The following is a 20,028-nucleotide window of genomic DNA, read 5'->3' as shown; positions in this document are numbered from 1 at the left end:
TCGCGCGGCATCGGCAATCAATCTAATTGGCGCATGGATCAATGCGCAATTCACATGGATGGCGCCAGAACGATGCCGCACTGGCTCTGGCAGACCTCCTGCCCCATTTTGCCGCAGCTCAACGTGATCCAGTGCACAGACAGACGCATGGCGGCCACCTAGAAAAGGTGACATCATCGTGCGCATTGCCGATGGAGGTGACACCATGCGCCGTCCAGTTCTTAGCAATTTGTTTCTTGCATCCGGTCTTCTCGCGCTCACGCAATTGACGACGCCCACGGACGCGGCGGCCGAAGCGCGGCTCGCACTCGTGATCGGTCAATCGGCCTATCGTACCGTGCCGGAACTGCCCAACGCAGCCAACGACGCCAAGGGCATGACGGAGCTGCTCGGCAATGCCGGCTTCACGGTCACCACGGCATCCAATCTGGCGCAGAACGACATGCGTCAGGCGATCTCGGATTTCGCCGGCAAGGTCAGCGCCAGCGGCGCCGACACCGTCGCGCTGGTGTTCTATGCCGGCCACGGCCTCCAGATCGACGGCGAGAACTATCTCGTTCCCGTCGATCTCGACCCCAAGCGCGAGGCCGACATTCCGCTGCAAGGCGTACGACTGAACGATTTGCTCAACACGCTCGGCGCGGTGCCGACACGAGCCCGCATCTTCATGCTCGATGCCTGCCGCAACAACCCGTTCCCGGCGCTCAGCGGCGCCGGACACGGGCTCGCGATCGTCGACACCAAGGCCGGCGCGCCGGGCTCCTTCATTTCCTATTCAACCTCACCGGGCTCCGAAGCCGAGGATGGCTCCGGCATCGACAGCCCCTACACCACCGCGGCGCTGACCGTCGCCAAGCAGCCCAATCTGCCGATTGAGGAAGTGTTCAAGCGCATTCGCGTCGCCGTGGCGCAATCGACCGACGGACGCCAGATCCCCTGGGAGAGCTCGTCGCTGACGACCGACTTCAAGTTCTTCGGCGGCGACGGCAGCGGCGCTCAGCCTGCGCTTCCCGGCGCATCCTCCATGGCGCTTGCAAGCGGCACGCGCAGCCTCGAGGACTGGCGCAAGGATTTGCAGGGCAAGCCGGCCATGGTCGCCTATGAGATGGTGATCACCGACGACACCGTGCCGGCGTATCAGGCCTATATCGAGTTGTATGGTCAGGATACCCGTACCCCGCGCCTGCGCACGATTGTGGAGCGCCGGCGCCAGATGCTAGCGTGGGAGCGCGCCACCGCGATCAACACCCGCGCCTCGTTCGAGGCTTATCTGGCGAACTGGGACAACAGCGATCTGGCTGCGACCGCACGCAGGCTGCTGCTCCGCGTGCAGAACCGCAACTACGTCTTGCCTGCCGTGGTCGCGGCCGCTCCTGCCCCGGTCGCTGTCGCGATGGCGCCGACCTGCCCGTGCTCGACGCCCTCGGCACCGGCAACGCCGGTCAACCCGACGATTGCGCCCGTGATCAAGAAGCGCGTCGACAACACGCCGCCGAAGCGCAAGGTGGTCGACACGCCGCCCAGGCCGCGCCGGCCGCCGCCCGATGAAGTGATCTACGAGCGCGCACCGCCGCCGGATCGCGGCCCGCCGCCCGGCGCCATCATGCAAGGCATTGGCATCGGTGTCGGGATCGGCATGGGTATGGGCGGCGGACGCGGCGGCGACTATCACAACGACCGCGGCCGTTACTGAGACCGCTCGCGAGATACGGAGGACAGATCTGTCCTCCGTCATTGCCATCGGATGGAGATAAACTGCGTCTGCCGCTTCCCGATACGGAAATGCTGTAGTCTAACCGACTGACGCCAGGCTTTCCGGGGACTCCACATCGATGCCGCACGACGCTCACGCCAAGCCAGCTTGGCCGCTGTTTCGCTCACTCGCGTCCTATTCTCTCCCGGGCGACCTGATGGCGGGGCTGACGCTGGCCGCGATCGCAATTCCCGAGCAGATGGCCACGGCGCGGCTCGGCGGCTTCGCGCCGCAGATCGGCTTCTTCGCCTTCATGGCGGGCTCGCTCGGCTTTGCGATGCTCGGCGGCAACCGCTTCCTGTCCTGCGGCGCCGATTCCACGATCACGCCGATCTTCGCCGGCGGACTGGCGGCGCTGGCCGCCGCCGGCTCGCCTGAGTATCAGGGACTCGCGATCGCGCTGGCACTGATGGTCGGCGCGATGATGCTGGCCGGCGGTGCCTTCCGCCTCGGCGGCATCGCCAATCTCTTGTCCGTGCCCGTCATGGTCGGCTTCCTCGCCGGCATTTCCGTCCACATCATCGTGTCGCAATTGCCGGGCGTGCTGGGGCTGGACTCGCCGGGCGGGCCGACGCTCGATCGCATCGGTGTGCTCGCAAGCGAGCTCGGCCGCAGCAATCCCTTCACGTTGTGCATCGGCTTCGGTGTGCTGGCCGTGGTCTTCGTCGCCGAGAAGGTCAGCGCAAAAATTCCGGGCGCGCTGATCGGGCTCGTCGCCGCGACCCTGGCCACGATCGCGCTCGGCCTCGAGAGCAAGGGCGTCAATGTCGTAGGCCTCGTGCCGGGCACGCTGCCGCGGCCGACCTTTCCCGAGCTTGCACCGGAGCAATGGGTCCGCCTCGTGCCGCTCGCCTTTGTCATCACAGTCGTGGTGATGGTGCAGACTGCGGCAACGACACGCTCGTTCCCGTCCGATCCCGACAAGCCGGCCGATGTCGATCGCGATTTTCTGGGCGCGGGTGCCGGCAGCGTGCTGTCGGGGCTGTTCGGCGCGTTTCCGGTCAATGCCAGCCCGCCGCGGACGGGCATTGTCGCCGAGACCGGCGGACAATCGCAGCTCGCGGGTCTCGCCGCCGCTGCGATCGTGCTGGCGCTGCTCGCGTTTGGAACGGGATTGCTGCAGCACGTCCCGGACGCAGCCCTCGGCGGCATCCTGCTGTTCGTCGCGCTGCGCATCATCCGCGTCAAGCAGATCGCCACGATCTATCGCCAATCCCCGAGCGAATTCCTGCTGATCGCCGCCACCGCCGCACTCATCATCGTGCTGCCGATCCAGCAGGGTGCGTTCCTCGGCATCGTGCTGTCGCTGCTGCACGGCATCTGGAGTACGACGCGCGCGCGGCTCGTCGAGTTCGAGCGCGTTCCGGGCACCACGATCTGGTGGCCGGCGCATCCGCACATCGCCGGCGAGCGCATCGCCGGCGTCGCCGTGATCGGGCTGCAGGCGCCGCTGTCGTTCCTCAACGCGCCCGGCTTTCGCAGCGACGTGTCCAAGGTGCTCGGCGCGACGCCCCCGCAGCTGCTGGTGCTGGAGGCGAGCGGCATGGTCGAGATCGACTTCACCGCCGCACAGATCCTGCTCGATGTGTTCAGGGCGTGCAGCGAACAGGGTGTCACGGTCGCGCTGGCGCGGCTGGAATCGGTGCGTGCGCAGGACGCGTTCGAGCGATTCAAACTGTTCGAGGCCCTGCCCCGCGAGAACGTCTTCCACAGCGTCGACGAGGCCGTGCGGAAGTTGGCGAAATAGGAACAGCCTTGGTTCGCGCAGGTCGAGCCGCGAACTCGCTGTAACCTCTCCCGCCTGCGGGAGAGGTCGGCGCGTCCCCGGGCGATGCGAAGCATCGTCCCGCGCGCCGGGTGAGGGTTCTTTCCTCTTGGGGATTGTCCCGTTGCGGAGACACCCTCTCCCCGACCCTCCCCCGCAAGCGGGGGAGGGAGCGCACCGCTTTCACTGCGCCAATGTCGGATGATCCCGCTGCACCGTTTCGCGGATCCAGCTGGCATGGATCGCCCGAAACAGGATTTGCGCCGTCTTGAGGTCGTTTGCCTTCATGCAGAGATCGACGATGCGACGGACTGCGTCGTCGCGCATCAGTCCGTCCGCGATCTTCATCGCGATTTCCATAGCGACTTTCGCCGCGCGCTCGTAGCGCTCACTCTCGCGCTTGTCGTTGCGCGCGGACCCTGCCGCGCTGGCGGCAGCGGCGTCACAGATCGCACGGATGCGCTCGGCGGCCTCGATGTCGCCGAGCGGCCGTTCGATCGCTTCGTCCCAGATGTCCCGGCGCGTCTTGCGGGCGAACCACTGCATTGCCTGCTCCGTGGTGAGGGAGCGAGCATAAACGGCGGCCACGCCGGGCGCTACGCCTCCGGTACGATCTTGCCGGGATTGAAGATGTTCTGCGGATCGAGCGCCTTTTTCAGTGCCCGCATTGCATCGATCGCCTCGGGGCCCAGTTCTGCCGCAAGATATTTCTGCTTGCCCTGGCCGATGCCGTGCTCGCCGGTGCAGGTGCCGTCCATGGCCTGCGCGCGCTCGACCAGCCGATGCATGAACTCCTCGCCGCGCGCCATTTCGTCGGCATCTTTGGTGTCGCAGACCAGCGAGCAGTGGAAATTGCCATCGCCGACATGGCCGACGATCGGCGACAACAGGTTGAGCCGCTTGAGATCTTCCTCGGTCTCGCCGACGCATTCCGCAAGCCGCGAGATCGGCACGCAGACGTCGGTCGCGACCACACCGATGCTGTCACCGGGCCGCAGCGCCTTCACCGACCAATAGGCGTCGTGCCGCGCCTGCCACAGTTTTGTGCGATCCTCCGGCTTGGTGGTCCAGGAGAAATCGCCGCCGCCACAATCCTTTGCGATCTCGCCGAAGGCCTTCGACTGTTCGCCGACCTCGATCTCGCTGCCGTGGAATTCCATCAGCAGCAGCGGCGTTTCCGGCAGGGTCAACTTCGAATAGGCGTTGCAGGCCCGCACCTGCGCGGCGTTGAGCAGCTCGATGCGCGCCACGGGAATGCCGGTCTGGATCGCCAGGATCACGGCCTGACACGCCCCGTCCACGGTCTCGAACGACACCGCGCCGGCCGCGATCGTATCGGGGATGCCGCGCAGCCGGATGGTCAATTCGGAGATGATGCCGAGCGTGCCCTCGGCGCCGACGAACAGATGCGTCAGGTCGTAGCCGGCGGATGATTTCTTCGCGCGCGTGCCGGTCGTGATGATCTCGCCGTCGCCGCGGACCACTTTCAGCGCCAGCACACTGTCGCGCATGGTGCCGTAGCGCACCGCGTTGGTGCCGGAGGCGCGGGTCGAGGCCATGCCGCCCAGAGAGGCGTCCGCGCCGGGGTCGATCGGGAAGAACAGGCCCTGGTCGCGCAGATGCTCGTTGAGCGCCTTGCGGGTGACCCCGGGCTGGATCACGCAGTCGAGGTCCTCGGCATGCACCGCGAGCACCTTGTTCATGTCGCGCAGGTCGATGCAGATGCCGCCGGCGGGTGCGTTGACCTGGCCCTCGAGCGAGGTGCCGGTGCCGAAGGCGATGACGGGCACGCCGTTTTTCGCGCAGATCCGCACCACGTCCTGGATGTCGGCGGTCTCCTGCGCCATCACCACGCCGTCCGGCGGCTGGTTCACGATCCATGTGGTGGTATGGCCGTGCTGCTCGCGGACGGCCTGCGAAGTGATGAGGCGGTTGCCGAACCGCGCGGCAAGCTGCTCCAGCGCGCTCGCGAGGGCTTTCGGCGCCGGCCGCGGCGGATTATTGGTGATGGTCGTACCCACGGACGTTCCTCCCGACGAGACGAACCGTGGCAAAGGACATCTCACCGGTCAAGTCAAGCGACCGGACGCATAGCTGGGGAAGGACACATGCCGGAGACTGCTGCCACGACGATCGAGGGCGCACCGTTCCGCGCGTCGACCATGCAGATCGAGCCGCAATGGATCGACTACAACGGCCACCTCAACATGGCCTATTACAACGTGATGTTCGACCGCGCGATCGACCAGATGTGGCTGACGCTCGGGATCGGGCCGGGCTACATGAAGGAGCGCGGCGGCTCGACCTTCACTGCCGAATGCCACGTGCGGTATTTGCGCGAAATCCACCTCGGCGATCCCGTGCAGGTCTCGGTCTGGCTGCTCGAAGCCGACGACAAGCGGCTGCACACATTCCAGGAGCTGCGACACGCGACCGAAGGCTGGTTGTCGGCTACTTCGGAGAACATGTCGCTCCACATCGACATGGGCTCACGAAAGGTGGCGGCTTTTCCACCAGACATCCGTGAGCGCATTGCGGCGGTGGTCAAGGCCCACAGCGCCGTGCCGCGGCCTGAGGGCATCGGCCGCAACGTGGCGATGCCCTCGAAGCGGTAAGCGCGCTAGACCCTGTTACGGCCGCGGGCCAGTCCAACAACGGCCGAGACCAGGAACAACACGACCGCGATGAAGAAGATGATCTTGGCGATTTCGATCGACGCGCCGGCGAGGCCGCCAAAGCCCAGGATACCGGCGATCAGGGCGATAACCAGAAACGTCACAACCCAGCTAAGCATGATCCGAACCTCTGTTTCGATGTCTGTCTGCGATCGGCGCGGCTGACGCGCCTCACTTACAGAACCAATCGCCAACGCGGAACAATGGTTCCGGGCCGTTAGGGCCGGAAATTCGCCTGATCCGCAGGAACAAATTGGCTTTCCGCGCACGTGGAAAACCCCGCCCGCGGCCCCATATAGGGACCAATCCCTGTTAAGAAGGCTCCCCTTTCACCACCCCGCGGTGCCAACGTGGGGCAAATGATTCGCATGACCGAGCCGAGCAAGATCACGTCCCAGAGCGTCCCCGACCACCAGCCCGCAGCCGGCGGCATCGCCGCGCGCGCGCGCGCCTCGGTGGGCCCGCAATACCTGTCCGGGCTCAATCCGGAGCAGCGCGAGGCCGTGGAAACGCTGGACGGCCCGGTTCTGGTGCTGGCCGGCGCCGGCACCGGCAAGACCCGCGTGCTGACCACGCGCATCGCCCATATCCTGAGCCAGGGCCGCGCCCGCCCCTCCGAAATCCTGTCGGTGACCTTCACCAACAAGGCCGCGCGCGAGATGAAACACCGGCTCGGTCAGATGCTCGGTCATGCCGTCGAAGGCATGCCGTGGCTCGGCACCTTCCACTCCATCGGCGGGCGCATCCTGCGGACCCACGCCGAGCTGGCGCAGCTCAAGTCGAACTTCACCGTGCTCGACGTCGACGATCAGGTGCGGCTGTTGAAGCAGCTGCTGCAAGCCGACAACATCGACGACAAGCGCTGGCCCGCGCGCATGCTCGCCGGGCTCATCGACGGCTGGAAGAACCGCGGCCTGACGCCGTCGCAGGTGCCGTCGGGCGAAGCCGCCGTGTTCGCCAACGGCAAGGGCGGCAAGCTCTATGCGAGCTACCAGGAGCGGCTGAAGATTTTGAACGCCGCCGATTTCGGCGATCTGCTGCTCGAGGACATCCGCATCTTCCGCGAGCACCCGGATATCCTGCGGCAGTACCAGCAGCGCTTCAAATTCATCCTGGTCGACGAGTATCAAGACACCAACGTTGCGCAATATCTGTGGCTGCGATTGTTGTCACAGGCGCCCTCCTCTTTCACCTCTCCCCGCGTGCGGGGAGAGGTCGCATCGCAAAGCGATGCGGGTGAGGGGGACTCTCCAAGCACCGCGCCCGTGGAGACTCCCCCTCATCCCGACCTTCTCCCCGCAAGCGGGGAGAAGGAGCAGAAGACCCACGTCAAGAACATCTGCTGCGTCGGCGACGACGACCAGTCGATCTATGGCTGGCGCGGCGCGGAGGTCGACAACATCCTGCGCTTCGACCATGATTTCCCCGGCGCCAAGGTCATCCGCCTCGAGCGCAACTACCGCTCGACCGGCCACATCCTCGCCGCCGCCTCGCATTTGATCGCCCACAACGAGGGCCGGCTCGGCAAGACGCTGCGCACCGAGGACCACGACGGCGAGAAGGTCACGGTGACAGGCTCGTGGGATTCGGAAGAGGAAGCCCGCGGCATCGGCGAGGAGATCGAGCAGATCCAGCGCCAGGGCGACAAGCTCAACGAGATCGCGATTCTGGTGCGCGCCTCCTACCAGATGCGCGAGTTCGAAGACCGCTTCGTCACGCTCGGCCTGCCCTATCGCGTCATCGGCGGCCCGCGCTTCTACGAGCGCGCCGAAATCCGCGACGCGCTGGCCTATCTGCGCGTCATCAATTCGCCGGCCGACGATCTCGCCTTCGAGCGCATCGTCAACACGCCCAAGCGCGGGCTTGGCGACGCCACCGTGCAGATGCTGCACGATCACGCCCGCAAGCGCCGCATTCCGCTGTTCGAGGCGGCGCGCGCGGTGGTCGACACCGACGAGCTGAAGCCAAAGGCGCGCGGATCCTTGCGCGACGTCGTCGCCCAGTTCGACCGCTGGCGCGCCCAGCGCGAGGTCACCTCGCACACTGAGCTCGCCGAGATCGTGCTCGACGAGAGCGGCTACACCGAGATGTGGCAGAAAGACCGTTCGGCGGACGCCGCGGGCCGGCTCGAAAACCTCAAGGAGCTGGTGCGCTCGATGGAGGAGTTCGAGAATCTGCAAGGCTTCCTCGAGCACATCTCGCTGGTGATGGACCGCGACAGCGGCGCCGATGAGGACGCGGTGTCGCTGATGACGTTGCATTCGGCCAAGGGGCTGGAATTCGACAACGTGTTCCTGCCCGGCTGGGAGGAAGGCCTGTTTCCGAGCCAGCGGACGCTCGACGAACAGGGCCGCGCCGGCCTCGAGGAAGAGCGCCGGCTCGGTCATGTCGGCCTGACCCGGGCTCGCCGCCGCGCCAAAATCTATTTTGCCACCAACCGCCGGATCCATGGCACCTGGTCGACCACGATCCCGTCGCGCTTCCTCGACGAATTGCCGGCGGCCAATGTCGAGATCACGGAATCCAAGGGCGGCTCCGCCTGGGGCGGCACCGGCGGCTACGGCGCCTCCCGCTTCGACGACATGGAAGCGTTCGGCTCCACCTATTCGACCCCCGGCTGGCAGCGTGCCCAGGCCAATCGCAATCGTGGCGGCGGCGGGGGCGGCAATGGCGGCCGCGGCAGCTTCGAGGAACAGGCCTCGTCGTTTTCGTCCCAGTCGTCCTCGCCCGATTTCGGCAGCTTCTCCTCGCGCCGCCGCGGGCCCCTGACGATCGAGGGCGAGCTGGTGGCCAAATCCACCGGCACGACCTCGGAATTCTCCCTCTCCGACCGCGTCTTCCACCAGAAATTCGGCTATGGCCGCGTCACCAGGATCGACGGCAACAAGCTCACCATCGCCTTCGACAAGGCGGGGGAGAAGAAGGTCGTGGATAGTTTTGTGCAGCGGGCGTGAGGCCTGCATGCCGCACTACATCGCCATCATCGAGGACGCCGGCCCGGACGAAGCCGTCGGCCTGTGGTTTCCCGACCTGCCCGGCTGCATTTCCGGCGGCGACGACGTCGATGAGGCCCTGGAGAATGCGCCCGAGGCACTCGCCTTCTATGCACAGGAACTGATCGCGGACGGCCGCCAACTTCCCCCGCCACGGACATTGGACGAGCTCAAGGCCGACCCTGACGTGGCCGACGAGCTCAGGAAACACACGGTCGCCCTGATCGAATGGCCACCCCTTACTGAGGCCACGGAGTGAGGACTGTTCGCCGCACTGGTCGGACTCTCGACAGTTCAGGTCCGAACAGCCCTTGACCACCGCGAACTTCCCCGTATCAGATGCGGCCATGGTCCGGGGCTCCATCACACTGATCTTGCTGGCATTGGGTATGCCGTCGCTTGCGGCGGCGGAGACCATGAGCTTTGGCGATGCGATCGGGATGCTGGCGAAAAGTTGCGGCGCGGAAATCGTCGCCAATTGCCGTGGCGTCAACCCGGATTCGACCCGCCTGAAGGAGTGCCTCTCGCGCAACCGCGACGTGCTCTCCCAGCAGTGCCAAAGCGACTATCTCGGCGCCTTCGACGCGATCCAGAAGCGCGTCGCCGCCCGCGTCACGGTGGCGAACGTCTGCCAGCGCGAGATCGTCAAGGTCTGCGGCGGCTCGACCAAGGAGACCAGCAAGGCGGTCCCCTGCCTGGTCTCGACGCCCAAGGGCATCAGCAACAACTGCCTGAAGGCCGTCGACGACGCGGGGTATCGGTGATGCCAGCGATCAGGCTTGCCACCGCCGGAATATGCATCGCGCTCGGCCTCGCTTTGCTCGCGGGCACAGCGGAAGCGCAGACGGCGCCGCCGACCCGCGACGACATCGTCGGCAAGCTCAACCATTTTGAACAGCCCGCGGAGATCGATATCCCCGCGCTGAAGCTGCAGGTGATGGAGCGGGCCAAGGCCAGGATCAAGAACGATCCGGGTCCGGTGAACCGGCCGCTGATCGCGCCTGATCTGGCCAATTTGCCGACCTTCACCGCGCAGATCCAGTTCGACGCCGACACGCCGATCATCCAGCCGGCGTCCTACCAGACCGTCGGGCGCCTCGCCGACGCGCTGGTCCATGCCTCGCTGCTGCCCTACACGTTCCTGATCGTCGGCCATGTCGAATCCAACGCGAAGACGCGCGAGGCCAACGCGATCCTGAGCCAGCGCCGGGCGGACGCGATTCGCGACGTGCTGGTGAACACGTTCAAGATCTCGACCAAGCGGCTGCATCCGATCGGCCTCGGCGAGGAGCAGTTTCTCGACCGGGCCAAGCCGACCTCCGCCGCCAACGCCCAGTTGCAAATCCTGACCTACGCCAAGGTACCGGAGGAAGCGCCTGCGCATCCGGCCGCGACACCTGCGCCTGCGGCGAAAAAGCCCGCCAAGAAGCGCTGAGCGCACGCGCCACGGCGGCTGACGGAACCCTTTGAAGTCACGTTTCTTTTGTGACCTGTCTCACAGCGCAACAGCGCGGTTTCGCGCGACAATTACGCCGGTTTGTGCACCGCCCTATCAGGTGCTATAGGCTTTTTTCGCCCTGCCCGACCCCATGCTGCACGAGACCGAGATGGCCAGTTATTTTCAACGTCAGCTGGCCGACTACGTCGAATATCATCGCGATCCCTGGAACTGCGCGATGCACGTGGTCGGCATCCTCCTGCTCTTCACCGGCGCCGTGCTGCCGCTGACGCTGGTGCATTTCCCGCTGTTCGGGATCGAGGTCAGCCTGGCCGTGGTTCTTGCCCTGCCGGTGCTGGCCTACTGGCTGATGCTGGACGTCGGGATCGGGCTCGGCATCCTCGCCGCGATGATCGTGCTGCTTTCGGTCGCAACCGCGATTGGCAATCAGGTCTCGATCGTCATGATGTGGTCGATTTTTGCGGTGCTGATCGGGCTCGGCGTCGCGTCGCAAATCGTCGGCCACAAGGTTTTCGAGGAGCGACAGCCGTCGATGGTCGACCACCCCACGCATTTTCTGCTTGGACCGATGTTTGTCATGGCAAAATTATTCATCGCATTGGGCTTCCGTCGCGACCTTGCCGCGATTCTGGCGCCTGCTCCGACCAATTCCCTTTCAACCCGATAGTTCTAGACGCGAAACAGCAAACCTTCTGCATGGCTCTCGTACTGGTTACCGGTGGCAGCGGCTTCATCGGACATCATCTTGTAGAAGCGCTCCGCGCCCGTGGGCAGCGGGTGCGTGTGCTCGATGTCCGCGCGCCGGCCACGCCGTATGCCGACGTTGAATATGCCCAAGGCTCGGTGCTCGACGGCGCCGCGGTCGATGCCGCGATTGCTGGGGTCGATCAGGTCTATCACCTCGCGGGCCTGCCCGGCATGTGGGTCGCCAACAAGCAGGCCTTTCACGACGTCAATTGCCGCGGCACCGAAATCGTGCTCGCGGCCGCGATGAAGCGCGGGGTCTCGCGCTTCCTGCACTGCTCGACGGAATCGATCCTGTTCCCCTATTCAGACCTCAACGGTGTTCCCGCCGAAGAGGCGCTGCAGCCGGCCGAGGCGATGCCGGGCGCCTACACGCGGTCGAAATCGCTGGCCGAGCATTGCGCCGCGAAGGCCGCAGCTGAAGGTTTTCCGCTGGTGATCGGCACCCCGACCATGCCGATCGGTGCTGCCGACCATAATCTGACGCCGCCGACCGCGATGCTGTGGTACTTCCTGCAGAAGAAAGTGCAGCCGCATCTCGACTTCCCGGTCAATCTCGTCGACGTCCGCGACGTTGCCATGGGCCTCGTGCTGACCATGGAACGCGGGCGCAACGGCCAGCGCTACATCCTCGGCGGCGACTGCGTCAGGCTCGGCCAGATCCTGAGGATGATGTCCGCCATGAGCGGCCGCCGGCAATTCCCGGTCGTCGTTCCCGGCAAGATGGCCGAGCTATCGGGCATCATGCTCGAATATCTCTCCGATCGTATCACGCGCCGGCCGCCCAACGGCACCGCCGAGGGCGTGCGCATCGCACTCGCCGCGAGCGACCTCTCGATCGGCAAGGCGCGCACCGAGCTCGGCTACGCGCCGCGCCCGATCGAGCCGGTCCTGCGCGAAACCATCACCCATCTTCTCGCCCGCGGCGGCGCGCTTGCCTCCGGCGCCATCGAGCATCACGCGCTCTCCTCGCGCGCCAGCTGAGCTGCCGCCCAACCCAAAGAACCTTTCCGCATGTCCTTCGATTTCAGCAAGCTTCTCTCTGTCGCCTGGGGTGGTTGGACCACGACCTGGCCGACGCAACTGCTCGCCCTGATCTGGCTCGCCTGGCTCGCAAGCTGGGTCGGCGCCTCGTTCTGGCAGGGCCGCACCCAGAAGCAGGTGATGACGCTGGAGTCCGGCCGCTATCGCATTCCGATCCTGGTCGGCGGCATCCTGTTCACCCCGTGGACCGCGGAAGTGCTTGGCGAGAAGCCGCTCTGGGTTTTCAGCAATAGCGCCGTCTACGTCGTGGCGCTGATCGTGCTGGCCGGCATCTCCTTCACCTGGTGGGGACGGCTGCATCTCGGACAGTTCTGGTCCAACACCATCACCCACAAGCAAGACCACCGCGTCATCGATACCGGCCCGTACGGCATCGTGCGCCATCCGATCTACACCGGGCTGATCCTCGGCATGCTGGTGACCGGCATCGCGGTCGGCACGGTCACTGCGATGCTCGGCGCGATCCTGATCTCGCTCGGCATGTGGCAGAAGGGGCGGATGGAAGAGGTGTTCCTGTCCAAGGAGCTCGGCGAAGACGCCTACGGCGCCTATTGCCGCCGCGTGCCGATGATCATCCCGTTCCTGTCGCCGCGGTAGAGCGGGGACGCGCCCCATATTCGATGTCGTCCCGGCGAAGGCCGGGACCCATAACCACAGGCCGTGGTTTGGCGAAGACTCGTCGCTCGGTACTTCTATTATCTGCAAACGATGGATTCCGCGGTATGGGTCCCGGCCTTCGCCGGGACGACATCGAGAGGAACTGCCCTCCCTCCAGCCCGTTAGCCCCTCGATACCTGCCACGCACCGCAGAGCATCGAGCCATGTCCGACGCCTACGATTATTTTCGCGAGCACGCGATCGCCGCCGTCCGCAAGGCGCGGGCGCTGCCGCCCGGGCGGCCGAAGCAGAAGCAGCGCACGGTGGCGCGCGTCTACCATCTCCTGTCCAGGGAGGCGGCGCTCGCGCCGAACATCCATCATCTGGATGATTTTCGCGCGGCGCGCCGGGCGGAGCGGCAGATCGGCCGCTGATCTCCGGGTCCAGCCTGTCGGCATTCGTCCCATGCAAATTCGAACGGCTGCCATTCCACGGGAATAGAGCCCCGCGCCCCGTCGCACAGGTTGACGTCTGCCCCGCCAGCCCGTTGGATGCGCGCGCAAACAGGGGCCTCTCATGACTTTTTCCAGCATCTTTGCGCAGTTCGTTGCGCTTCTCGGTGGCATCGCGCTGCAATGGCGAAAGCTGTCGGGCACCGTGCCTGCGCCGGCCTGGGGCCAGTCGCCCGCCATTCCCGAAGCAAAGCCGCAAGGCGCCATCCCGACACTGAAGATGCCGACGGCGCGGGGCTGGAGCGAGGGACAGAAGCCGACGGTCGCCCCCGGGCTCAAGGTCAATGCGTTCGCGACCGGTCTCGACCATCCGCGCTGGATCGAGGTGCTGCCCAATGGCGACGTGCTGATCGCGGAGGCAACGCAGATCGCGGGGGCCCCTAGGTCCGTGTTTCACTACGCGATGCAGGCGACGATGCGGCGCGCCGCCGCGCTCGGCGTCAGCGCCAACCGCATCACGCTGCTGCGCGACAAGGATGGCGACGGCGTCGCGGAGTATCGCGGCGCGTTCATGGAAAATCTCAGCCAGCCATTCGGCATGGCGCTGGTCGGCGACACCTTCTATGTCGGCAACACCGACGGCGTGATGGCCTTCCCGTACGTGGCGAATGCCGATTGCATCACCGCGCCGGGCAAGCGCCTCACCACTTTCAAGCCAAGCGGCCACTGGACCCGCAGCCTGCTCGCAAGCCCCGACGGCAAAAAACTCTATGCCGGCGTCGGCTCGCTCAGCAACATCGCCGAGATGGGCATGGAGGTCGAGGAAGGCCGCGCCGCCGTCTACGAGCTCGACCTCGTCGCCGGCACGCACCGCATCTTCGGCGCCGGCCTGCGCAACCCGGTTGGCCTCGCCTGGGAGCCAACGACCGGTGTGCTCTGGACCGTCGTCAACGAGCGCGACGGCCTCGGCGACGAAACGCCGCCGGATTATCTGACCTCGGTGCGCGACGGCGGCTTCTACGGCTGGCCCTATTGCTACTGGGGCAAGACCGTGGACGATCGCGTGCCGCAGGATCCGGCGATGGTCGCCAAGGCGCTCACGCCGGACTACGCGCTCGGCGGCCACACCGCATCGCTCGGCCTGTGTTGGATGCCCGCAGGGACCCTGCCGGGCTTCCCGGACGGCATGGCGATCGGCCAGCACGGCTCGTGGAATCGCAGCACGCTGTCCGGCTACAAACTGGTGTTCATCCCGTTCGAGAACGGCAAGCCTTCGGGTCCCGCACGCGACATCCTGTCCGGCTTCCTCGCGCCCGACGAGAAAGAATCCTACGGCCGCCCGGTCGGCGTCGTGATCGGTCCCGACAAAAAGTCGCTGCTGATGGCCGACGACGTCGGCAACGTGATCTGGCGTGTGACGGGGGCTTGAAGGTTACGTTCCAACACTGAGCGTGGCGCGCTGCTTGCGGAGCAGCGCGATCACCGACAGTGCCGTGATCAACCCGGTCTTGGGATTCTCGGACGGGATGTTCTCGATTGACATCGAGAAGCGCGCCGAATCCGCCTCGACCTCGATGCGATGAACATTGCGCGTCACGGTCGGGTCGGCCCAGATCTGCACCTGGGTGCGATCCGGCCCGACGCCCGCGAGCGACAGCGCGACTGCGACGTTGAGATTGGCCGGAAAGCCTTTTGCGGCCTCGCGCGCCGTGCCCTCGAACAGCTTCAGCGGCTCGCGCAGATGGTCGATATCGATGTTGTTCCGGACGATGAACGGCGCGCCCTTCAACCCGTCAATCGGCTTGCGCGTCACCATCTTCACCGAATGGATGGTGCCGATCGCGGCGGCGTTGACGGCGTCGAGCCCGATCAGCGCGCCGGTCGGCACCAGGATGCGGCCGCCATTGGCGCGGGCGAGATCGACAAGATCGAAATTGTCGAGCAGCCCGCCGACGCTGACAACGACCGCGGCCTTGCCGCGTTTCACCGCGGGCTCGACGATCGCGCGGAGTTGGCTGCTCGGCGCGCACTCCACTACGATATCGGCGGCGTCACCCAGTTGGTCGAGCGGCAGGACGGATGGCGGACGACGCAGGCCGGAGAGGAACGTCTGATGCTTTGCGGGGTCGCGCACCGCCACGGCAGAGAGCGTCAATCCCTCGATGCCCTGATCGAGCGCGGTCGCGATCTTTGTGCCGATCGAGCCGAGCCCCGCGATGGCAACCCGCAATTGGTTCGAAGCTCTCCGTTCCGTCATCGCATCATCCCTCTCGCCAAGCCGATGTCATAGCGCCTCAGGCATCGCGCGCATAGCTGCGCAGGCGCGTCTCGAGCACGGACAGCATCGCGTCGCGGGCCGGGTCACGCGAGCCGCGCAGCCATGCGGCAGCGAGCGGCAGCCGGCCGACGGGTCCGATCTGCTTTGGCCGCAGCGGCACGAAGCGCACGCCTGATACTGCCATCCGCGTGCTCCAGCGCGGCACGATCGCGACCCCGAGCCTGGTTGCGACGAGATTGATGATGGTCTGCTTCTCGTCGGCGACCTGCACGATGCGTGGCGTGAGGCCTGCCTGCTCGAACAGTCTTATCGTGAGGTCGTGGCTGTGCGGCCGCGAGCGGCGGTCCGGCACCAGCATCGCCTCCTCGGCGATCTCCGCCAGCGTGATCGACTTGCGTTTGGCCAGCGCGTGGCGCTGCGGGAAGGCCACGATGGCTGTCTCCTGCAGCAGATCGCGGAATTCGAGCCGTTTGTCCCGCTGAGCCGGCGGACGCACGAAGGCGAGATCGAGCGCGCCGGTCAGGATCTTCGGCAGCAGCCGGACGGTCTTCTCCTCCAGAAGCTGCACCCCGACCTCCGGGTGCTTTGCGCGAAAATCGCGCAGCAACGCCGGCAACAGTCCTGCCGCGGCACTGTCGATCGCGCCGACCCGGAGTTTTCGAGCAGCCCCCGCGCGCGAGCGATTGCGCAGATTGCTCTCGACCGCCTCGACGCGGGCGAGAATGGCACGGGCATCGCGCAGCAGCGTCGCGCCATCTTCCGTCAGCGACACCGCACGCGTCGTCCGCGCGAACAGCCGCGTGTCCAGATCCTGCTCCAGCAGCTTGATCTGGCGGCCGAGTGCGGAGGGCAGCATCTGCAGATGCTGCGCCGCGCGGCCGAAATGCAACTGCTCGGCCGCCGCCACGAAGCATCGCAACTGATGCAATTCCATTCGCAGTCCTCTTGGCCTTCCCGCCGAGGATTATATCATTTTTTTGTATAAACCAGCGCCAATTGAGTCCCCCAGCCGCTCCCGCCTAGCTTGGCTTCCGAAGTGGACCTTCAGGGTCCGCCGTCACAACGGAATCAGGGAGGCTGGGATGGCGACCGAGATTCAGACGCGCGTGCTGCGCAAGATCACATGGCGCATCGTTCCCTTCATCATGCTGCTCTACTTCGTGGCCTTCATCGACCGCGTCAATATCGGCTTCGCCTCGCTGACGATGAACAAGGACATCGGCCTGTCGCCGACCGTCTACGGCTTTGGCGCCGGCATCTTCTTCTGGGGCTACTTCCTGTTCGAGGTACCCTCCAACATCATCCTGCACAAGGTCGGCGCGCGGATCTGGATCGCGCGGGTGATGATCACCTGGGGCATTGTGTCGGCCGCGATGGCCTTCGTGCAGGGCCCGACCAGCTTCTACGCGCTGCGCTTCCTGCTCGGTGTCGCCGAGGCCGGGTTCTTTCCCGGTATCATCCTCTACCTCTCCTACTGGTTCCCGGCACGCCAGCGTGCGGCCGTGACTGCGCTGTTCATGGCGGCGGCGCCGCTCTCGACCGTGCTGGGATCGCCCGTTTCGGGCGCGCTGCTGGAGATGGACGGAATGCTCGGCTTCAAGGGCTGGCAATGGCTGTTCGTGCTGGAGGCGCTGCCGGCGGTGCTGCTGGGGTTCGTGGTGCTGGCATTCCTCACAGACCGCCCGGAGAAAGCAAAATGGCTCGCGGATGACGAGCGGCGCTGGCTGGTCGAGACCATGAACGTAGAGACCACCAGCAAAGCTGCGACCGCGAAGCACAGCATCTGGCGAGGGCTCGCCGATCCGCGGGTGCTGGCGCTGGCGCTGATCTATTTCGGCACCTCGGCCGGCCTCTACACGCTCGGCGTCTGGGCGCCGCAGATCATCAAGCAGTTCGGCTTGTCCTCGCTCCAGGTCGGATTCCTCAACGCGCTGCCGGCGAGCGCCGCCGTCATCGCCATGGTGCTGTGGGCGCGCCATTCGGATCGTACCGGCGAGCGCACCTGGCATGTCGTTCTGGCCTGCCTGCTCGCGGCGGCGGGGCTCGCCTTTGCCGGACTTGCGACCGGCGTCGTGGCCGTGCTGATCGCGCTGGCGCTTGTCAACATCGGCATCTCCTCGGCGAAGCCACCGCTGTGGAGCATGCCGACGTTATTCCTCTCCGGCCCCGCGGCCGCGGCGGGCATCGCCACCATCAACTCGATCGGCAACCTCGGCGGCTTCGTGGGGCCCGCCATGATCGGCTGGATCAAGGACCAGACCGGCAGCTTTGTCGGCGGGCTCTACTGCGTTGCAGGCCTGCTGGTTCTCTCCGCGGTCCTGACCCTGCTATTGTCGCGGGCGCAGACCGCCCGCATCGAACCCGTCATGCAATCCCACTGACACCCAACGGAGCATCCTCATGCGTACCCATTCGATTGCAGCGATCCCCGCCGACGGCATCGGCCCCGAGGTCATCTCCGCCGGCGTTCGCGTGCTGGAGGCGCTGGCCAAACGCAGCGGCGACCTCGCCTTCAACATCAAGACGTTCGACTGGGGTTCGGACTATTACAAGAAGCACGGCGTGATGATGCCGGCCGACGGCCTTGCGGAGCTGAAGAAGTTCGACGCGATCTATTTCGGCGCGGTCGGTGCGCCCGACGTGCCCGATCACATCACGCTGTGGGGGCTGCGGCTGCCGATCTGCCAGGGCTTTGACCAATACGCCAATGTGCGGCCGACCAAGATCTTGCCGGGCGTCGCCTCGCCGCTGCGCAATGTCGGCGTCGGCGACCTCGACTGGGTGATCGTGCGCGAGAATTCGGAGGGCGAGTATGCCGGCATGGGCGGCCGGGCCCACAGGGGTCTCCCGGAAGAGATCGGCACCGAGGTCGCGGTGTTCACCCGCGTCGGCGTGACGCGGATCATGCGCTATGCGTTCGAGCTCGCGCGGTCGCGCCCGCGCAAGTTCCTGACCGTCGTGACCAAGTCGAACGCGCAACGCCATGGCATGGTGATGTGGGACGAGATCGCCGCCGAGGTCGCGGGAGAATTCCCTGACGTGACCTGGGACAAGATGCTGGTCGACGCCATGACGGTCCGCATGACGCTGCACCCGAAGAGCCTCGACACCATCGTCGCGACCAACCTCCACGCCGACATCCTCTCCGACCTCGCCGGCGCGCTGGCGGGCAGCCTCGGCGTGGCGCCGACCGGCAATATCGATCCGCAGCGCCGCTTCCCCTCGATGTTCGAGCCGATCCACGGCTCGGCCTTCGACATCACCGGCAAGGGCATTGCCAACCCGGTCGCGACGTTCTGGACCGGCGCGCAGATGCTCGAGCATCTCGGCGAGAAGGACGCGGCGGTGCGGTTGATGGCGGCCGTGGAGAAGGTATGCGCCGCCGGCGTGCTGACACCCGATGTCGGTGGCACGGCGACGACGAAGGACGTGACGGATGCCGTGATCGAGGCGATCCAGGGATCGAACGTGTAGTCCGAACTACGTCTCTCCCTCCCCCGTTCTTGCGGGAGAGGGTAGGAGCGGGAGCCGCCAAGGATTTCCAAAAAATTTTGGACCCCCTCTTGAAACCAAAACGGGCTTTTTTTATTTTTCCGCTGCCGCCGAGAGGTGGCGTTCCCGACGCCTGGTGGGTCGGGAAACTGAGACGGGCACCGGTCGTGTCCGGTGTCGTTCGTATCCATTTTGCTCCTTGGAGGATCTGGCTATGCGCACTTACGACTTCTCTCCCTTGTGGCGTTCGACCGTTGGCTTCGACCGCCTTTTCGACCTCGTTGAAACGGCACAGCGTGCCGGCGAGGACAACTATCCCCCCTACAACATCGAACGCCTCGGCGAGGATCGCTACCAGATTTCGCTTGCGATTGCGGGCTTCTCACCCAACGAGGTCACGGTGACGGCCGAGCAGAATGCGGTGACCGTCGAGGGAAACAAGCCGGACAAAACCGAACGCGAATATCTCTACCGGGGCATTTCCGCGCGGCCGTTCAAGCGGCAGTTTAACCTGGCCGATTATGTTCAGGTGCACAGCGCCTCGTTCGAGAACGGCCTGCTGAAGATCGAACTGGTCCGGGAAATCCCTGAAGCCATGAGGCCGCGGCGAATTGCCATCAATGCCGCGCCGTCCAGCAACGTGCATCAACTCGAAGGCAAAGCCGCCTGAATTCGGTCTGTCGAAGACCCGGTGATCCCGCCCGATCTTCGGGCGGGATCACCACGGCCTTCGATCCGCGTACCGAATGCAAGTCAGAGGTTTAGAGAAAGGAGGA

Annotated in this window: 20 protein-coding genes; 15 read left to right on the top strand and 5 right to left on the bottom strand. The window is 65.6% G+C overall.

Features of this window, described 5'->3' with window-relative positions:
* Positions 1–205 precede the first annotated feature (205 nt).
* Both ACVIN2_RS30725 and ACVIN2_RS30720 read left to right on the top strand, forming a co-directional pair.
* Positions 206–1,693, top strand: a complete 1,488-nt coding sequence (locus ACVIN2_RS30725) for a caspase family protein (protein WP_456768457.1) — start codon at positions 206–208, stop codon at positions 1,691–1,693.
* Positions 1,694–1,832: 139 nt separating this feature from the next.
* A complete protein-coding gene (locus ACVIN2_RS30720; RefSeq protein ID WP_456768456.1) occupies positions 1,833–3,500 on the top strand; it encodes a SulP family inorganic anion transporter in 1,668 nt (555 codons plus the stop codon).
* Between the two features lie 201 nt (positions 3,501–3,701).
* Here the strand turns inward: ACVIN2_RS30720 and ACVIN2_RS30715 are convergent, their stop codons facing one another.
* Both ACVIN2_RS30715 and ACVIN2_RS30710 read right to left on the bottom strand, forming a co-directional pair.
* The gene (locus ACVIN2_RS30715) at positions 3,702–4,064 is read right to left on the bottom strand and encodes a hypothetical protein (RefSeq protein WP_456768455.1); all 363 of its coding nucleotides are present in this window, start codon (positions 4,062–4,064) and stop codon (positions 3,702–3,704) included.
* A gap of 50 nt (positions 4,065–4,114) precedes the next feature.
* Positions 4,115–5,539, bottom strand: coding sequence for an FAD-binding oxidoreductase (locus ACVIN2_RS30710; protein WP_456768454.1), 1,425 nt, complete (start codon positions 5,537–5,539; stop codon positions 4,115–4,117).
* An 87-nt stretch (positions 5,540–5,626) separates the two neighbouring features.
* Between ACVIN2_RS30710 and ACVIN2_RS30705 the strand changes: the two genes are divergently transcribed.
* Positions 5,627–6,133: a thioesterase family protein gene (locus ACVIN2_RS30705; protein WP_456768453.1), complete on the top strand. Its 507-nt coding sequence runs from the start codon at positions 5,627–5,629 to the stop codon at positions 6,131–6,133.
* Between the two features lie 5 nt (positions 6,134–6,138).
* Here the strand turns inward: ACVIN2_RS30705 and ACVIN2_RS30700 are convergent, their stop codons facing one another.
* On the bottom strand, positions 6,139–6,312 hold the full coding sequence (locus ACVIN2_RS30700; protein WP_007600914.1) for a DUF1328 domain-containing protein: 174 nt from the start codon (positions 6,310–6,312) through the stop codon (positions 6,139–6,141).
* A gap of 240 nt (positions 6,313–6,552) precedes the next feature.
* On the opposite strand from ACVIN2_RS30700, the gene ACVIN2_RS30695 reads away from it, so the two are divergent.
* From ACVIN2_RS30695 to ACVIN2_RS30655, 9 genes are all read left to right on the top strand, one after another.
* Positions 6,553–9,147, top strand: coding sequence for an ATP-dependent helicase (locus ACVIN2_RS30695; protein WP_456768452.1), 2,595 nt, complete (start codon positions 6,553–6,555; stop codon positions 9,145–9,147).
* 7 nt (positions 9,148–9,154) lie between these two features.
* Positions 9,155–9,445, top strand: coding sequence for a type II toxin-antitoxin system HicB family antitoxin (locus ACVIN2_RS30690; RefSeq protein WP_456768451.1), 291 nt, complete (start codon positions 9,155–9,157; stop codon positions 9,443–9,445).
* A gap of 88 nt (positions 9,446–9,533) precedes the next feature.
* Positions 9,534–9,950, top strand: a complete 417-nt coding sequence (locus tag ACVIN2_RS30685) for a hypothetical protein (protein ID WP_247403018.1) — start codon at positions 9,534–9,536, stop codon at positions 9,948–9,950.
* A complete protein-coding gene (locus ACVIN2_RS30680) occupies positions 9,950–10,621 on the top strand; it encodes an OmpA family protein (RefSeq protein WP_456768450.1) in 672 nt (223 codons plus the stop codon). The genes ACVIN2_RS30685 and ACVIN2_RS30680 overlap by 1 nt, the downstream gene beginning before the upstream one ends.
* Positions 10,622–10,775: 154 nt before the next feature.
* Complete coding sequence (locus tag ACVIN2_RS30675; RefSeq protein ID WP_456768449.1) at positions 10,776–11,312, top strand: Mpo1 family 2-hydroxy fatty acid dioxygenase; 537 nt, start codon at positions 10,776–10,778, stop codon at positions 11,310–11,312.
* A gap of 29 nt (positions 11,313–11,341) precedes the next feature.
* Positions 11,342–12,373: an NAD-dependent epimerase/dehydratase family protein gene (locus tag ACVIN2_RS30670; RefSeq protein WP_456768448.1), complete on the top strand. Its 1,032-nt coding sequence runs from the start codon at positions 11,342–11,344 to the stop codon at positions 12,371–12,373.
* A 30-nt stretch (positions 12,374–12,403) separates the two neighbouring features.
* Positions 12,404–13,030 carry a methyltransferase family protein gene (locus ACVIN2_RS30665; protein WP_354171185.1) on the top strand — a complete coding sequence of 209 codons (627 nt, stop codon included), beginning with the start codon at positions 12,404–12,406 and terminating at the stop codon, positions 13,028–13,030.
* A gap of 224 nt (positions 13,031–13,254) precedes the next feature.
* Complete coding sequence (locus ACVIN2_RS30660; protein WP_007613466.1) at positions 13,255–13,464, top strand: hypothetical protein; 210 nt, start codon at positions 13,255–13,257, stop codon at positions 13,462–13,464.
* A gap of 142 nt (positions 13,465–13,606) precedes the next feature.
* Positions 13,607–14,911 (top strand): PQQ-dependent sugar dehydrogenase, encoded by a 1,305-nt coding sequence (locus ACVIN2_RS30655; protein ID WP_456768447.1) that lies wholly within the window; start codon positions 13,607–13,609, stop codon positions 14,909–14,911.
* Between the two features lie 3 nt (positions 14,912–14,914).
* On the opposite strand, the gene ACVIN2_RS30650 is transcribed toward ACVIN2_RS30655, so the two are convergent.
* On the bottom strand, positions 14,915–15,739 hold the full coding sequence (locus ACVIN2_RS30650; protein ID WP_456768446.1) for an aspartate dehydrogenase: 825 nt from the start codon (positions 15,737–15,739) through the stop codon (positions 14,915–14,917).
* Positions 15,740–15,776: 37 nt separating this feature from the next.
* Entirely contained in the window at positions 15,777–16,694 is a 918-nt protein-coding gene (locus ACVIN2_RS30645; protein WP_456768445.1) for a LysR substrate-binding domain-containing protein, read from the bottom strand.
* A gap of 148 nt (positions 16,695–16,842) precedes the next feature.
* Between ACVIN2_RS30645 and ACVIN2_RS30640 the strand changes: the two genes are divergently transcribed.
* The 3 genes from ACVIN2_RS30640 (at position 16,843) to hspD (ending at position 19,922) form a co-directional block, all read left to right on the top strand.
* A complete protein-coding gene (locus ACVIN2_RS30640; protein WP_456768444.1) occupies positions 16,843–18,141 on the top strand; it encodes an MFS transporter in 1,299 nt (432 codons plus the stop codon).
* 19 nt (positions 18,142–18,160) lie between these two features.
* The gene (locus ACVIN2_RS30635) at positions 18,161–19,234 is read left to right on the top strand and encodes a tartrate dehydrogenase (protein WP_456768443.1); all 1,074 of its coding nucleotides are present in this window, start codon (positions 18,161–18,163) and stop codon (positions 19,232–19,234) included.
* A 232-nt stretch (positions 19,235–19,466) separates the two neighbouring features.
* Entirely contained in the window at positions 19,467–19,922 is a 456-nt protein-coding gene (gene hspD, locus ACVIN2_RS30630; RefSeq protein WP_456768442.1) for a small heat shock protein HspD, read from the top strand.
* Positions 19,923–20,028 lie beyond the last annotated feature (106 nt).

The sequence above is a fragment of the Bradyrhizobium sp. USDA 3650 genome, from assembly GCF_054057395.1.
This window is presented reverse-complemented; position numbering and strand designations above follow the sequence as displayed.

Excerpts from the sequence above, each read along its gene's own strand:
- ACVIN2_RS30725 (WP_456768457.1), top strand. The coding sequence starts at position 206 with ATGCGCCGTCCAGTTCTTAGCAATTTGTTTCTTGCATCCGGTCTTCTC.
- ACVIN2_RS30720 (WP_456768456.1), top strand. The coding sequence starts at position 1,833 with ATGCCGCACGACGCTCACGCCAAGCCAGCTTGGCCGCTGTTTCGCTCA.
- ACVIN2_RS30715 (WP_456768455.1), bottom strand. The coding sequence starts at position 4,064 with ATGCAGTGGTTCGCCCGCAAGACGCGCCGGGACATCTGGGACGAAGCG.
- ACVIN2_RS30705 (WP_456768453.1), top strand. The coding sequence starts at position 5,627 with ATGCCGGAGACTGCTGCCACGACGATCGAGGGCGCACCGTTCCGCGCG.
- ACVIN2_RS30700 (WP_007600914.1), bottom strand. The coding sequence starts at position 6,312 with ATGCTTAGCTGGGTTGTGACGTTTCTGGTTATCGCCCTGATCGCCGGT.
- ACVIN2_RS30695 (WP_456768452.1), top strand. The coding sequence starts at position 6,553 with ATGATTCGCATGACCGAGCCGAGCAAGATCACGTCCCAGAGCGTCCCC.
- ACVIN2_RS30690 (WP_456768451.1), top strand. The coding sequence starts at position 9,155 with ATGCCGCACTACATCGCCATCATCGAGGACGCCGGCCCGGACGAAGCC.
- ACVIN2_RS30685 (WP_247403018.1), top strand. The coding sequence starts at position 9,534 with ATGGTCCGGGGCTCCATCACACTGATCTTGCTGGCATTGGGTATGCCG.
- ACVIN2_RS30680 (WP_456768450.1), top strand. The coding sequence starts at position 9,950 with ATGCCAGCGATCAGGCTTGCCACCGCCGGAATATGCATCGCGCTCGGC.
- ACVIN2_RS30675 (WP_456768449.1), top strand. The coding sequence starts at position 10,776 with ATGCTGCACGAGACCGAGATGGCCAGTTATTTTCAACGTCAGCTGGCC.
- ACVIN2_RS30670 (WP_456768448.1), top strand. The coding sequence starts at position 11,342 with ATGGCTCTCGTACTGGTTACCGGTGGCAGCGGCTTCATCGGACATCAT.
- ACVIN2_RS30665 (WP_354171185.1), top strand. The coding sequence starts at position 12,404 with ATGTCCTTCGATTTCAGCAAGCTTCTCTCTGTCGCCTGGGGTGGTTGG.
- ACVIN2_RS30660 (WP_007613466.1), top strand. The coding sequence starts at position 13,255 with ATGTCCGACGCCTACGATTATTTTCGCGAGCACGCGATCGCCGCCGTC.
- ACVIN2_RS30655 (WP_456768447.1), top strand. The coding sequence starts at position 13,607 with ATGACTTTTTCCAGCATCTTTGCGCAGTTCGTTGCGCTTCTCGGTGGC.
- ACVIN2_RS30650 (WP_456768446.1), bottom strand. The coding sequence starts at position 15,739 with ATGACGGAACGGAGAGCTTCGAACCAATTGCGGGTTGCCATCGCGGGG.
- ACVIN2_RS30645 (WP_456768445.1), bottom strand. The coding sequence starts at position 16,694 with ATGGAATTGCATCAGTTGCGATGCTTCGTGGCGGCGGCCGAGCAGTTG.
- ACVIN2_RS30640 (WP_456768444.1), top strand. The coding sequence starts at position 16,843 with ATGGCGACCGAGATTCAGACGCGCGTGCTGCGCAAGATCACATGGCGC.
- ACVIN2_RS30635 (WP_456768443.1), top strand. The coding sequence starts at position 18,161 with ATGCGTACCCATTCGATTGCAGCGATCCCCGCCGACGGCATCGGCCCC.
- hspD (WP_456768442.1), top strand. The coding sequence starts at position 19,467 with ATGCGCACTTACGACTTCTCTCCCTTGTGGCGTTCGACCGTTGGCTTC.